We start from the raw sequence: 13848 nt of genomic DNA on the forward strand, positions 1-13848 counted from the left end.
GCGCTGGCCCGTCAGGAGGCCAAGTTACGTGTCAAACCGGTCCACATATCTGCCCGTCCCGCGCTGGTCGCTGGGGCTGACGCGATTCGGGATGCTCTCGGAACGGGTATTGCGCAGTTTCTGGCCGCTGATCTCGATCCTGCTGACTGTCTGCGCCCTGCTGATGCTGGGGCTTCACGATCTGGTTCCGGTCGAACTGGTCTGGGGCAGCGGAGCTGTTGCTATCACTGGCGCGCTGGTTGCGTTGGTGTGGGGTGCGCGGCGCTTTCACTGGCCCTCGCGGGCCGAGGCGCTGGCACGGCTGGACGAGGTCCTGCCGGGTCGTCCGATTCAGGCGCTGCTGGATGAACAGGCGATCGGCGAACGGGACGCCGCCTCGGTCGCTCTCTGGCGCGCGCATCAGGAGCGGATGGCGGCACGCGTTTCGGGCGCTGCCCCGGTGCAGCCCGATCTGCGACTGTCCGCGCGTGACCCCTATGCGCTGCGCTATGCGGCGCTATTGCTGTTCTGCGTGGCGCTCCTGTTCGGATCGGTCTGGCGGGCCGGGTCGATCACCGAGATGACGCCGGGCGCGGCCAATGCTGCCCAAGGACCAACGTGGGAAGGCTGGGTCGAGCCGCCGCGTTATACCGGGTTGCCGACTCTCTATCTGAACGACATCTCGGAACCCGAACTGGATATTCCCGAAGGCAGCCGCATCGTGTTGCGCTTTTATGGCGAGGTTGGCGCGCTGCGCCTGACCGAAACGGTGTCGGATTCCGGTGTCGAGGCCGCGTCTGACCCCGAGCAGGCACTGGTCGTCACGCGGGACGGAACCCTGACCATTGACGGCAATGGCGGGCGCACATGGGTGGTGGGCGTGGTTGCCGACACCGCACCGCAGATTGCGGTGGCAGGTGTGGCCGAGGCGCAGGCCGCCGGGCAGATGAGTTTGCCTTTCACCGCCAGCGACGATTATGGCGTGGTGTCCGGCATGGCCGAGATCGCGCTCGATCTGGCCTCGGTGGATCGCCGCCATGGGCTGACCACAGCGCCGGACCAGCGCAAAGCGGTCTCGGCCGATCTGCCGATGCCGATCACCGGTGACCGCGACATCTTTACCGAGGACCTGATCGAGGATTTCTCGCAGCATCCCTGGGCCAACCTGCCGGTGACGATCACACTCACCGCCCGCGACGCGGCGAATCAGGTGGGTGCGGCGGAACCGCTGCAGACCAACCTGCCTGCGCGGCGCTTCTTCCAGCCCTTGGCGGCGGCGGTCATCGAACAGCGGCGCGATTTGCTGTGGGCGCGTTCGAACGGGCCGCGCGTCGCGCAAATCCTGCGGGCGGTCTCGCACCGGCCCGAGGATGTGTTCCGCTCGCAGACTGCCTATCTGCGCTTGCGGGTGACGTTGCGGCGGCTTGAGACCTTCAACGAATACGGGCTGAAGCCCAAACAGCAGGAAGAGATCGCGCAGGCGCTCTGGGATCTGGCGATCATCCTCGAAGAGGGCACGCTAACGGACGCGCTGGAACGGCTGCGCCGCGCGCAGGAGCGGCTGTCGGAGGCGATGAAGAACGGGGCCTCGGATCAGGAGATCGCCGAACTGATGCAGGAGCTGCGCGAAGCGACTGACGACTACCTGCGCCAGTTGCAGCGGCAGGCCCAGCAGGACGGAGAAAACAGCGACGAGCGTCAGCCGGGCCAGGATGGCGAGACGATGCAGATGACGCAGGACGACCTGCAGCGCATGATGGACCGCATTCAGGAGTTGATGGAGCAGGGCCGCATGGCCGAAGCGCAGCAGGCGTTGCAGGAACTTCAGGAAATGATGGAGAACATGCGCGTCACCCAGGGCCAGGGGCAGGGTCAGCAATCCGAAGGTCAGCAAGCGATGGAGGGGCTGGCCGAGACCCTGCGCAATCAGCAGGGCCTGTCCGATCAGGCGTTCCGTGATCTGCAGGAACAATTCAATCCCAATGCCAACCGCGGCGAAAGCCAGCAGAACCAGGGCCGCAGCGGTGGTGCCGGGCGTGGTCAGAGCCACGAGGGCGAGGGTGGGCAGGGTCAGGGCGATGGCCAGCGGCAGGGCGAAGGCGAAGAACAGGGCGGCGCCGGGCAGGGCTCACTTGCCGACCGCCAGCAGGCGCTGCGCGATGAACTGCGCCGTCAACAACAGGGCCTGCCCGGCGCAGGCACGCCCGAAGGTGACGCGGCACGCGATGCGCTGGACCGCGCCGGGCGCGCCATGGACGGCGCAGAAGAGGCGCTGCGGCAGAATGACATGGCCGACGCCATCGACCGGCAATCCGAGGCGATGGAAGCGTTGCGCGAAGGCATGCGCGCACTGGGCGAGGCGCTGGCGCAGCAACAGCAGCAACCTGGTCAGGGCACACAGGAAGGCGACATGCGCGCCCAAAACCGCGACCCGCTGGGCCGCAATCCTGGGTCTCAGGGATCAATCGGAACCGATGAGCAGCTGTTGCAGGGCGAGGACGTCTATCGCCGCGCCCGCGAATTGCTGGACGAGATCCGCCGCCGTAGCGGCGAAGGGGAACGCCCGCAGATCGAGCTGGATTATCTCAGACGGTTGCTGGACCGGTTCTAACAGATCCGGCAGCACTTGTTGCTAGGGCAGAAAGCCCGAGGCCTGCGAATCCAGCCAGATCCGCGCCTGATCGACAATCGCGACATAGGCGCTGACCATCGGTTCGGCCTGCGGAATCGTCTGGGCGATCGGCGGGGCGTAGAGATAGAGCAGCGCCAGTACAAGCCCCAGCAAGATCATCGACATAAAGCCACGGCGGAAGCCACCGCTTTGACGGGCTGGCGGGGCCTCTTCCGTGGCCTCGGGTTCGGTGGGTGCGGTGTCGGCCTCGCCATTGTTGCGCAGGGTCGAGTTGATCTCGTCGATATTGGGAAACAACCCGCGCCGTGTACTGGTTTCAGCGGCGGCATGATCGGCGACGGGCTCTTCGCCGCGCATACGGGCCATGCGGTCTCGGGCCTCGCGGGCGCGCCGTTCAGGTTCGTCACCGGGATGGGTTTCCAGCCCCAGTTCGGGTTGGGTCTCGAGGCTTTCAGCTTCGGAGGAACGCAGCTGTTCTTCGCGCTCGGCCTCTTCGCGCAGAATGTCGGACACGGCGGAATCGAGGTTGCGCCCGGCGGGTTCCGGCGCAATGTCCTCTGGCTCTGGCTCTGGCTCTGGCTCTGGCTCTGGCTCTGGCTCTGGCTCTGGCTCTGGCTCTGGCTCTGGCGGCATGTCCGCCACAGAAGGGGCAGAGTGGTCGTGGTATTCCGGCGCGGGCGTATCTACCGCAGGTTCGACGCTGTTTTCGGGGGCCGCCGCAGGGGGGTCCTGGGGTTGCTCTTCGGCAAAATCCGCCTGTGCGTCTGGATGGTCAGGATGCGTCTGATACCAGGTATCACCGCAATTGGAGCATTGCACATCCCGTCCCTCTGGCGGGATGACCTCGCTCGGGACCTCGTATTGAGCGCCGCAATTCGGACAAGTAAGACGCATTCTGCCTCCGGTTTCGGGATCTGCCTGCTTTGCTTTTTTTCGCGATGATAAGTTCTTAATGTCTGGGCGAAAAGGGAGATTTGGAAAAACTCACCAGAAGTGTCGCCAAACCGCCCCGGTCGGGGCATTGAAACCCCATCCCGACTAGGGCAAGAAGGCGGCCAAAGAAACTAGGGGGCAGTGTTGATCGAGCTCGAAAACGTGGGCTACAGCTATGGCGGTGGCGAATTGCTGAGCGATGTCTCGGTGTCGCTTGCACCCGGCTCGTTCCATTTCCTGACCGGCCCGTCGGGTGCGGGCAAGACCACCTTGCTGAAACTGTGCTATGGCGCGCTGCTGCCGACGGCGGGGCGGGTGCAGGTGTTTGACCGCGACATGGGCGCGCTCGACCGCGATGATCTGGCCATGCTGCGGCGTCGTGTCGGCGTCGTGCATCAGGATTGCCGCTTTCTCGATCATTTACCGCTGTCGGAAAACATTGCCTTGCCGCTTGTCGTCTCTGGGCGCGGCCAACGTGCGGAAGACGACAATCTGAAAGAATTGATGAGCTGGGTTGGCCTGTCGTCGCGCGCCGAAGCCCTGCCACCCGAATTGTCAGGTGGTGAGCGGCAGCGCGCGGCACTGGCCCGCGCAGTGATCATGTCGCCGGATGTGGTTTTGGCGGATGAGCCCACCGGCAATGTCGACTGGGACATGTCGCAGCGCCTGCTGCATCTGCTGGTCGAGCTGAACCGGATGGGCAAGACGGTGCTGATCGCAACCCATGACCTGAGCCTGATCCGCGCCGCCAAAAGCCAGGTTCAGGCCCGCGTGCTGCGCATTTCGAACAAGGGTTTGCAACTTGCGGGGGCCGATCTGTGAGCAACGGAACCATCCGGGGATTGCTGTTGAGCGACAAGCAAGCCGACCGCGTCGTCCCGCCGACCGGCTTCACCGCGCAACTGACGGTATTTGTCGCCGGTGCGATGGCGTTTATGGCGGTCTTTGCGCTGGCGCTGTCGCTGGCTTCGGGTCGGCTGGCCGACCGCTGGTCGCAGGAGCTTGCGAAGGCTGCAACCCTGCGGATCAACGCACCTGCCGAGCAACGCGCGGCACAGACCGAGACGGCGCTGAAACTTCTGCGCCAGACGCCCGGCGTTGCCAAGGCCCGTGCGCTGTCGCCCGAAGAACAGGCGGCTCTGCTGTCGCCCTGGTTCGGACCGGACCTGCCCATCGACGCGCTTCCCGTGCCGCAGCTGGTCGAAGTCACCGCGGGCGAGCCGGGCTATGATATTGCCGGTCTGCGTCTGCGGCTGAGCGCCGAGGTGCCGGGCGCGGTGCTTGATGATCACACCCGCTGGCGCGAACCGCTGGTCGACGCGGCCAATGGGTTGCGCCGTCTGGGCTTGATCGCGATCCTGTTGATTGGCGGGGCAACGGCGGCGATGATCACGCTGGCCGCCAATGCCGCGCTGGCGGCCAATGCGCAGGTGATCGAGGTTCTGCGGCTGGTGGGGGCCAAGGATGGCTATATCGCCGGGGCTTTCGTGCGCCGCTTCACCCTGCGCACCCTGATCGGAGCAGCAGTGGGGGTTGTGTTCGGCATGATCGGTGTGATGCTGTTGCCCGCGGCCTCGGACGAGGGCGGGTTTCTGACCGGCCTTGGCTTTCGCGGCATCGGCTGGGGGCTGCCGTTGCTGATCCCGGTCTTGGGGGCCGGGGTCGCCTTTGCCGCCACTTGGGCCGCAGCCCGGCGCAGATTGAAGGAGTTGAGTTGATGGCTGTCCAGTGGCTTCGTTCGGTTGTGTTCACGATCATCATGTATCTGTGGATGGCGGTGATGGGCATCCTCTTCTCGCCCTATGCGCTGCTGTCGCGCAACGGCGCGCTGCACGCCTGCAAAATCTATGCGCGTTCGGTGATCTGGATGGCGGGCTGGATGATCGGCCTCAAGGGCCAGGTGCGTGGCCCGGTCCCAACCGGAGAGGTGGTGATCGCCGCCAAGCACCAGTCGTTTTTTGACATCATGCTGATCTTTGTCGCAGTGCCCCGCGCCAAGTTCATCATGAAACGGGAGCTGCTCTGGACACCCTTCATCGGCCTTTACGCAAAGCGGCTGGGATGTATCCCGGTCGATCGCGGCAAGAAGGGCGCAGCGGTAGCCAAGATGGTCAAGGATGTGGCGTCGGAGTTTTCCGAACCGGGGCAATTGGTGATTTATCCGCAAGGCACCCGCGTCGCGCCGGACGTGTACAAGAAATACAAGGTCGGCACGGCAATCCTTTACAAGGGTTTGAACTACCCTTGCGTCCCTGCAGCGACCAATGTGGGTGTCTTCTGGCCCCGAAGCGGAATCCTGCGCAAGCCGGGTCTTGCGACGGTGGAATTCCTGCCGACGATTGCGCCGGGCGTCGGGCGCGACGCGTTCATGGCGCAACTGGAAGACGCGATTGAGACCCGCTCGAACGACCTGATGCGTGAGGTCGGCTTTCTACCGTAAACCCAAACCTTAGGCCGAATGGGATCGCGACCGCTGATGTTGAACGGTTGCGATCCCCTCCGAACCGTCACACTGGCGTGGCACTGATGCTGCGGAACATGCCTTGCACTTCATTTGCATCCAGGCTCAATCCGCGGGCGAGTTTTTGAACAAAGGCGTTCTCCTGCCGGTCGATATTGCCGTCGGCGGCAACAATCATCAGTGTAGCCTGCATGACAAGACGGCGCTGATCCAGCGGCAACCCTTTGCCAAAGCTGGCAAACTGTGCGTCGGTGGGCTTGGCCTCGGCCAATTCATACATTCGCTGGATGCGGGCGCGATCGAAAGCGGCCCCGGTCATCTTTTCGGTGATATCCGCGATGATTTTGATCTCTTCCTCATCAAGGCTCCCATCCGCCTTGGCCGCATGGCACATCGCATCGGCGATCTTGATGGCAACAGGCGCAGCACCCGTCATCTCGCCCTGGCGCCGACGGGTGCGCGCCGCCCGGTCCGCCATCTTGAACCCTGCAAGGACCAGCAATCCGCCGATTGCGGCCAAACCCCAGAAACCGGACAGGATTTCGTTCATGTTCAGGCGCGCGACAGACGGGACCGTGTCGGGGATTTCGCCCACAACCTGCGCAGCTATAACCTGTTCTTCTGAGATCGGATAGAAGCGCTCGGCTTCGCAGCGGTCTGCAGCCAGTACATAGCCCTTGGACGTGCGCCAAACATTGGCAAAGATGACGTTATGGGTCTTGGTGAGGTGGCAAAGCGAATAGGCCACCCCGTCATTTACAATATTGGTGTCTGATACCAAGCCGAGGGATTCGCTATATCCCGACGTGCCGCCGCGGCGGGCTTCGGCGTCTTCGGTGGTTATCAATGTCAGGGTGATCGCTGTTGCGAGAAGTGTCAAAAAACGCATATTGTAGCCTCAATGAAAATCCGGTGGTTTGGCAGGGTGGAAGATGACCGGAGGGGTCGCGCTCTGCTTGGCTGCAGAACGGACCCAATTTGAGACTTGATCGCGTCAAAATAGTGGCGAGCCTGTTTGGCTCGCCATAAGGGTTAGTGAGGCTGACTGATCAGCTGTGGATCGGCCCGTCGCCGCAGGCCAGCGCGGCCTCGCGCACGGCTTCCGAATAGGTCGGGTGGGCGTGACAGGTCAGGGCCAGATCCTCGGCCGAGGCGCCAAATTCCATTGCCACGCAGACCTCGTGGATCAGATCACCTGCGCCGGGGCCAATGATATGTGCGCCCAGGATGCGGTCGGTATCCTTGTCGGCGAGGATCTTCACGAAGCCGTCAGCGGCGAAGTTGGCCTTGGCGCGGCCATTGCCCATGAACATGAACTTGCCGACCTTATAGGCGCGGCCTTGTTCCTTGAGTGTCGCCTCGGTCTCGCCCACATTGGCCACTTCGGGCCAGGTGTAGATCACGCCGGGAATGACGCCATAGTTCACATGCCCATGCTTGCCCGCGACCTGTTCGGCGGCGGCCATCCCTTCGTCTTCGGCCTTATGGGCCAGCATCGGACCGTCGATGCAGTCACCGATGGCGTAGATGCCCTTGACGTTGGTCTGCCAGTCCTTGCCCACCTTGATCTGACCACGCGGGCTCATCTCGACCCCCAGCGCGTCGAGGCCCAAGCCGTCGGTGAATGGTTTGCGCCCGGTGGCCACCAGAACCGTGTCGGCGTCGATCACATGCTCGCTGTCATCCTTTCGCAGCTTGTAGGTGACCTTGGCCTTGGTCTTGGTGGCTTCGGTCTTTTGCACCGCCGCGCCCATGATGAATTTCATGCCCTGCTTTTTCAGGATGCGCTGGAAGCTCTTTTGCACCTCGGGGTCCATGCCCGGCGTGATCGCGTCGAGGAACTCGATGACTGTCACCTCGGTGCCCAGCCGCTGATAGACCGAGCCCAGTTCCAGCCCGATCACGCCCGCGCCAATGACGACCAGTTTCTTGGGAACCTTGCCCAGTTCCAGCGCGCCGGTGGAGGTGACGACCACCTTTTCATCCACCTCGACACCGGGCAGCGACGAAGGTTCGGAGCCGGAGGCGATGATGATGTTCTTGGCGGTGTGGGTCTCACCCCCCACCTTGACCTGACCGGCAGCGGGGATCGATCCCCAACCCTTGAGCCAGTCGATCTTGTTCTTCTTGAACAGGAACTCGATGCCCTTGGTGTTCTGGTCGATCGTGTCGGATTTGTAGGCCAGCATCTGTTTCCAGTCGACCGAAGGGGATTTGCCCTTGAGGCCCATCTTGGCGAAGTTGTGCTCGGCCTCATGCAGGGAATGCGAAGCATGCAGCAGTGCCTTGGAGGGGATGCAGCCCACGTTGAGGCAGGTCCCGCCCAGCGTTTCGCGCCCCTCGACGACGGCGGTTTTCAGCCCCAACTGGGCGCAGCGGATGGCGCAGACATAGCCACCGGGGCCCGCGCCGATGACGATCACGTCATAATTTGCCATTCATAATCTCCTTTTGCGGATCGGGCACACAAGTGCCCCGATGCGAATTCTATTTTCCGGACATGAGCTCAATTAGACGGGTTCCAGCAGTTTCACCTCGACATGCGCGACGCCGCCACGTTCGTGGTACATCGCGAGGTCTTCAGACTGCAGGAAAGCGCTGGCTTTGTTCAGATCAGTGATCTCGAACATGGCGATGGCGTGATTGGCGCGATCGGGGTCGCGCCACACATGCAGGTCCTTGACCCCGGCGGATTTGCGCGCGGCTTTGTCTTCGTGAAACACCTTCAGCCAGACGTCGAAATCGGCCACATCGGCCTGCCAGAGAACATGTGTTGCCATGGTTACAGATCCATCAGCAGGCGGCGGGGGTCTTCCAGCGCTTCCTTGACACGCACAAGGAAGGTCACCGCGCCCTTGCCGTCAACGATACGGTGGTCATAGGTCAGCGCCAGATACATCATCGGGCGGATCTTGACCTCGCCATTGATGGCCATCGGACGGTCCTGGATCTTGTGCATGCCCAGGATACCCGATTGCGGCGGGTTCAGGATCGGCGAGGACATCAGCGAGCCATAGACGCCACCATTGGAGATGGTGAAGGTGCCGCCCTGCATCTCGGCCATCGACAGCTTGCCGTCACGGGCGCGTTTGCCCTTTTCGGCGATGGCCTTCTCGATGGCGGCGAAGGACATTGCATCGGCGTCGCGGATGACCGGAACAACCAGACCCTGCGGCGTCCCGGCGGCGACGCCCATATGGACGAAGTTCTTGTAGACGATGTCGGTGCCGTCGATCTCGGCATTGACCTCGGGCACCTCCTTCAGCGCATGACAACAGGCCTTGGTGAAGAAAGACATGAAGCCCAGGCGCACGCCGTGCTTCTTCTCGAACTGGTCCTTGTACTGATTGCGCAGCGCCATCACTTCGGTCATGTCCACCTCGTTGTAGGTGGTCAGGATCGCGGCGGTGTTCTGGGCATCCTTCAGGCGCCTGGCGATGGTCTGGCGCAGGCGGGTCATCTTGACCCGTTCCTCGCGCGAGGCATCTTCGGCGGCAACCGGCGCGCGCGGGGCCTGGGTTGTGGCAGGTGCGGCGGCTGGTGCCGCAGTTGCGGCGGCGGCAACGGCGCGGGTCACGTCTTCTTTCATTACACGGCCATCGCGACCGGTGCCCTGCACCTGATCAGCGCTCAGCCCAGCCTCGGCCATGGCTTTTTCAGCCGAAGGCGCGTTGGCGATGTCCTTGCCGCTTGTCGCGGCGCTTGCCGCAGGTGCTGCCGCTGCAGCGGGGGCAAGTGCCGCACCGCTGGCAGAGCCCGAGATCACCGCCAGTTTGGCGGTGGCATCCACGGTTGTGCCTTCGGGCGCGGAGATTTCCGCCAACACACCCGATGCGGGTGCGGGTACCTCGACTGAGACCTTGTCGGTTTCCAGCTCACACAGCATTTCGTCCTGCGCGACAGCGTCGCCCACCTGTTTGAACCAGGTGGAGACGGTGGCTTCGGTGACGGACTCACCCAGCGTAGGCACCATCACGTCGACCGATCCACCGGAAGCAGCGTGTGCGGCTGCGGGTGCCGCGTCGGCGGCGGGGGCAGCGGCAGGCGCGGGGGCAGCGCCTTCGTCGGCGCTGATGGTGGCAAGCAGCGCGTCGACGCCAACGGTTTCACCTTCGGCGGCGACGATCTCCCCCATGGTACCGGCGGCGGGCGAGGGGACCTCGACCGTGACCTTGTCGGTCTCGAGCTCGCAGAGCATTTCGTCAATGGCGACGGCATCGCCGGGCTTCTTGAACCACGTGGCGACCGTGGCTTCGGTCACGGATTCGCCAAGCGTGGGAACACGAACTTCGGTTGTCATGTGTTACTTTCCTTCGATGCTCAGCGCTTCGTTCACGAGCGCCTCTTGTTGGAATTTGTGCTGGCTGGCCAGACCGGTCGCGGGTGAGGCCGAGGTGGCGCGACCGACATAGCGTGGGCGCGAGTGTTTGGCTTTGATCCGGGTGAGGACCCATTCGATGTTGGGTTCGATAAAGCTCCAGGCGCCCTGGTTCTTGGGCTCTTCCTGGCACCAGACGATCTCGGCCCCTTTGAAGCGTTCCAATTCGTTGATCAGCGAATGGGCCGGGAATGGGTAATACTGTTCGATCCGCATCAGGTAGACATCGTCGATGCCGCGCGCGTCGCGTTCTTCCAGCAGGTCAAAATAGACCTTGCCCGAGCAAAGCACCACTCGCTTGATCTTGTTGTCGGGTTTGAGCTTGGTGTCGGAATTGCCGTGCTGGGCGTCATCCCACAGCACCCGGTGGAAGCTGGAGCCGGTGGTGAACTCCTCGGTCTTGCTGACCGCCAGCTTGTGGCGCAGCAGCGACTTGGGTGTCACCAGGATCAGCGGCTTGCGGAAGGTGCGGTGCAACTGACGGCGCAGGATGTGGAAATAGTTCGCGGGCGTGGTGCAATTCGCCACGATCCAGTTGTCCTGACCGCACATCTGCAGGAACCGTTCCAGCCGGGCCGAGCTGTGTTCGGGGCCTTGCCCCTCGAATCCGTGCGGTAGCAGGGTGACCAGGCCCGACATGCGCAGCCACTTGCTTTCGCCCGAGCTGATGAACTGATCGAACATGATTTGCGCACCATTGGCGAAATCGCCGAACTGCGCCTCCCACAGGACCAACGCATTTGGTTCGGCCAGCGAGTAACCATATTCAAACCCCAGCACCGCATATTCGCTGAGCATCGAGTCGATCACATCATAATGCGATTGCCCGGCGCGGATGTTGTTGAGCGGGTAATAACGGTCTTCGGTGTCCTGATTGACGAAGCCGGAATGGCGTTGCGAGAAGGTGCCACGCGTGGCGTCCTGCCCCGACAGGCGGACCGGATACCCTTCGGTCAGCAGCGAGCCGAAGGCCAGCGCCTCGCCGGTGGCCCAATCGAACCCTTCGCCGGTTTCGAACATCTTCTTCTTGGCGTCCATCAGCCGGCCCACGGTCTTGTGCATGGGGAAGCCTTCAGGAACGCGGGACAGCGCGGCACCGATCTCGGCAAAGGTCTCGGGTTTGATAGCCGTGTCGCCGCGGACATACTCGTCTTTGCTTTTGTCCATATGCGACCAGCGCCCATCCAGCCAGTCGGCCTTGTTGGGCTTGTAATTCTTTCCGGCCTCGAACTCTTCGTTCAGATAGGCCTGGAAGGCGGCCTTCATATCCTCGATCTCGCCCTCGGGAAGCAGCCCGTCCTTGACCAGCCGCGCAGTATAGAGGCTGAGCGTGGTCTTATGCGTCTTGATCTTCTTGTACATGATCGGGTTGGTGAACATGGGCTCATCGCCCTCGTTATGCCCGAAGCGGCGATAGCAGAAGATGTCGATCACCACGTCCTTGTGGAACTTCTGCCGGAATTCGGTCGCCACTTTGGCGGCATGCACAACCGCCTCGGGGTCGTCGCCGTTGACGTGGAAGATCGGCGCCTCGACCATCAGCGCGATATCGGTCGGATATGGCGATGAGCGGCTGAAATGCGGTGCGGTGGTAAAGCCGATCTGGTTGTTGACCACGATATGCATGGTGCCACCGGTCTTGTGCCCTTTCAGGCCGCTCAGACCGAAGCCTTCGGCGACCACGCCCTGACCGGCAAAGGCCGCGTCCCCATGCAGCAGGATGCCCATCACCTTGGTGCGTTCGGTGTCGTTCAACTGATCCTGCTTGGCGCGGACCTTGCCCAGAACCACAGGGTTCACCGCCTCAAGGTGGCTGGGGTTGGCGGTCAGCGACAGGTGCACCGTGTTGCCGTCGAACTCGCGGTCACTGGAGGCACCCAGATGGTATTTCACATCGCCCGAGCCATCCACATCTTCGGGCTTGAAGCTGCCGCCCTGAAACTCGTTGAAAATCGCCTTGTAGGGCTTGGCCATCACGTTGGCGAGGATGTTCAGCCGCCCCCGGTGCGGCATGCCGATCACGATGTCCCGCAGACCCAGCGCACCACCGCGCTTGATGATCTGTTCCATCGCCGGGATCAGGCTTTCACCGCCATCAAGGCCGAACCGTTTGGTGCCCATGTATTTGACATGCAGGAATTTCTCGAACCCTTCTGCCTGCACCATCTTGTTGAGGATTGCCTTGCGCCCCTCGCGGGTAAAGCGGACCTCTTTGCCGAACCCTTCGATCCGTTCCTTCAGCCAGGCAGCCTCGTCCGGGTTCGAGATATGCATGTATTGCAGCGCGAATGTGCCGCAATAGGTGCGTTTGACGATCTCGACGATCTGCCGCATCGAGGCGACCTGCAGACCCAGCACGTTGTCGATGAAGATCGGCCGATCCATGTCACCATCGGTGAAGCCATAGGTCTTGGGGTCCAACTCGGGGTGCGGGGTGCCGGACCGCATGCCCAGCGGGTCCAGATCGGCGACCAGATGGCCCCTGATGCGATAGGCCCGGATCAGCATCAGCGCCCGGATTGAATCAAGCACCGCGCGTTTGATCTGATCATCGCTGACCTCGACGCCCGCGCTGGCGGCCTTGTCCTTGATCTTCTTGCCCGCCGCCTTGGTTTCGGCCACCGGCCATTCCCCGGTCAGCGCGCCGGTGATCTCATCAGCAGGCACAGGCGGCCAGTCATTGCGCGCCCAGGAAGGACCCGCCGCATCGGCCTTCACATCCAGCTCGGCATCACCCATCTGCCTGAAAAACTCGGCCCATGCAGCATCCACCGCGTTGGGGTCGTTGGCGTATTGGGCATAGAGCTGCTCCAGATATGCCGCATTGTGCCCCTGCATGAAGCTCGAGGCATGGAACTGGTCGTTGGGCGATTGGTCGGTCATGATGTTACCTCATGTGGGTTGGGACCGTATTTGTTGGTGCCGGGTTGGCTGGGGCGGGTCAGCCACCACAGCATCAGTAGCGGCGATAGCACGAGAATGATTAACGTCGGGATCACGATCAGGAGCGTGGCGCGGGTGAAGAGGATGTCGAGGCGATGCGCGCCTCCGTGACCCAGCGTCGAGGCAAGGCCGATGCCAAAGACCAGCACAGCCAGCGCGCCAAGCGCCAGCAGAATGGGAAACAGCGCATACAGCCCGCTGCGCCCGGTATCATGCATCCGCCGCCAAGCGACAGCCAGATTGGGCAGAAAGACGATCAGGGCAACGATGCTCTGCACCGGGCCGTTCGAAGTGGCCGTCACGGTGGTTATGTCGTTCACTTGTGTCTTGGACACCTGAGTGAAGAACTGTGCGTCGATGATCCCGGCAAGAACGCTCCAGATCACGACGAACAGGAAAAAGAACCAGTATTCGGGGCGAGAGGCCCGCCCCGAAAAGGTGAGGAATTTAGAGAAACACGTTTTGACTGCCAAGCCAAAGGTCATGTGCTTCGCTCCTCCCAAAGCTACCAATCGGTGGCCG

General features: G+C 62.6%; 11 protein-coding genes. 4 read left to right on the forward strand and 7 right to left on the reverse strand.

Translation table 11 applies throughout. The features are described from left to right. Positions 1 to 28 precede the first annotated feature (28 nt). Positions 29 to 2590 (forward strand): TIGR02302 family protein, encoded by a 2562-nt coding sequence (locus M3P21_RS04950; RefSeq protein WP_308445913.1) that lies wholly within the window; start codon positions 29 to 31, stop codon positions 2588 to 2590. Positions 2591 to 2611: 21 nt separating this feature from the next. Here M3P21_RS04950 and M3P21_RS04955 read toward each other — a convergent pair whose 3' ends face one another. After that, positions 2612 to 3505 (reverse strand): zinc-ribbon domain-containing protein, encoded by an 894-nt coding sequence (locus tag M3P21_RS04955; protein WP_249707361.1) that lies wholly within the window; start codon positions 3503 to 3505, stop codon positions 2612 to 2614. 183 nt (positions 3506 to 3688) lie between these two features. Here M3P21_RS04955 and M3P21_RS04960 point away from each other — a divergent pair, with 183 nt between their 5' ends. From M3P21_RS04960 to M3P21_RS04970, 3 genes are read left to right on the forward strand one after another with little or no spacing between them, the layout of a single operon-like run. Continuing rightward, positions 3689 to 4366: a cell division ATP-binding protein FtsE gene (locus tag M3P21_RS04960; protein ID WP_249707362.1), complete on the forward strand. Its 678-nt coding sequence runs from the start codon at positions 3689 to 3691 to the stop codon at positions 4364 to 4366. Beyond that, positions 4363 to 5262, forward strand: coding sequence for a cell division protein FtsX (locus tag M3P21_RS04965; protein WP_249707363.1), 900 nt, complete (start codon positions 4363 to 4365; stop codon positions 5260 to 5262). The genes M3P21_RS04960 and M3P21_RS04965 overlap by 4 nt, the downstream gene beginning before the upstream one ends. Beyond that, complete coding sequence (locus M3P21_RS04970) at positions 5262 to 5984, forward strand: lysophospholipid acyltransferase family protein (RefSeq protein ID WP_249707364.1); 723 nt, start codon at positions 5262 to 5264, stop codon at positions 5982 to 5984. The genes M3P21_RS04965 and M3P21_RS04970 overlap by 1 nt, the downstream gene beginning before the upstream one ends. Positions 5985 to 6051: 67 nt before the next feature. On the opposite strand, the gene M3P21_RS04975 is transcribed toward M3P21_RS04970, so the two are convergent. The 6 genes from M3P21_RS04975 to M3P21_RS05000 form a co-directional block, all read right to left on the reverse strand. Next, positions 6052 to 6894, reverse strand: coding sequence for a tellurite resistance TerB family protein (locus M3P21_RS04975; RefSeq protein ID WP_249707365.1), 843 nt, complete (start codon positions 6892 to 6894; stop codon positions 6052 to 6054). Positions 6895 to 7054: 160 nt separating this feature from the next. Beyond that, entirely contained in the window at positions 7055 to 8443 is a 1389-nt protein-coding gene (gene lpdA / locus M3P21_RS04980) for a dihydrolipoyl dehydrogenase (protein ID WP_249707366.1), read from the reverse strand. A gap of 72 nt (positions 8444 to 8515) precedes the next feature. Next, on the reverse strand, positions 8516 to 8785 hold the full coding sequence (locus M3P21_RS04985) for a hypothetical protein (RefSeq protein WP_249707367.1): 270 nt from the start codon (positions 8783 to 8785) through the stop codon (positions 8516 to 8518). 2 nt (positions 8786 to 8787) lie between these two features. Beyond that, a complete protein-coding gene (gene odhB, locus M3P21_RS04990) occupies positions 8788 to 10305 on the reverse strand; it encodes a 2-oxoglutarate dehydrogenase complex dihydrolipoyllysine-residue succinyltransferase (protein ID WP_249707369.1) in 1518 nt (505 codons plus the stop codon). A 3-nt stretch (positions 10306 to 10308) separates the two neighbouring features. Next, a complete protein-coding gene (locus tag M3P21_RS04995) occupies positions 10309 to 13266 on the reverse strand; it encodes a 2-oxoglutarate dehydrogenase E1 component (protein WP_249707371.1) in 2958 nt (985 codons plus the stop codon). Next, on the reverse strand, positions 13263 to 13811 hold the full coding sequence (locus tag M3P21_RS05000; protein WP_249707373.1) for a DUF805 domain-containing protein: 549 nt from the start codon (positions 13809 to 13811) through the stop codon (positions 13263 to 13265). The genes M3P21_RS04995 and M3P21_RS05000 overlap by 4 nt, the downstream gene beginning before the upstream one ends. Positions 13812 to 13848: the final 37 nt, after the last annotated feature.

This window comes from Ruegeria spongiae (assembly GCF_023502395.1).
Taxonomy (GTDB): domain Bacteria; phylum Pseudomonadota; class Alphaproteobacteria; order Rhodobacterales; family Rhodobacteraceae; genus Ruegeria_C; species Ruegeria_C spongiae.

Excerpts from the sequence above, each read along its gene's own strand:
- odhB (WP_249707369.1), bottom strand. The coding sequence starts at position 10,305 with ATGACAACCGAAGTTCGTGTTCCCACGCTTGGCGAATCCGTGACCGAA.
- M3P21_RS05000 (WP_249707373.1), bottom strand. The coding sequence starts at position 13,811 with ATGACCTTTGGCTTGGCAGTCAAAACGTGTTTCTCTAAATTCCTCACC.
- lpdA (WP_249707366.1), bottom strand. The coding sequence starts at position 8,443 with ATGGCAAATTATGACGTGATCGTCATCGGCGCGGGCCCCGGTGGCTAT.
- M3P21_RS04995 (WP_249707371.1), bottom strand. The coding sequence starts at position 13,266 with ATGACCGACCAATCGCCCAACGACCAGTTCCATGCCTCGAGCTTCATG.
- M3P21_RS04970 (WP_249707364.1), top strand. The coding sequence starts at position 5,262 with ATGGCTGTCCAGTGGCTTCGTTCGGTTGTGTTCACGATCATCATGTAT.
- M3P21_RS04985 (WP_249707367.1), bottom strand. The coding sequence starts at position 8,785 with ATGGCAACACATGTTCTCTGGCAGGCCGATGTGGCCGATTTCGACGTC.
- M3P21_RS04975 (WP_249707365.1), bottom strand. The coding sequence starts at position 6,894 with ATGCGTTTTTTGACACTTCTCGCAACAGCGATCACCCTGACATTGATA.
- M3P21_RS04955 (WP_249707361.1), bottom strand. The coding sequence starts at position 3,505 with ATGCGTCTTACTTGTCCGAATTGCGGCGCTCAATACGAGGTCCCGAGC.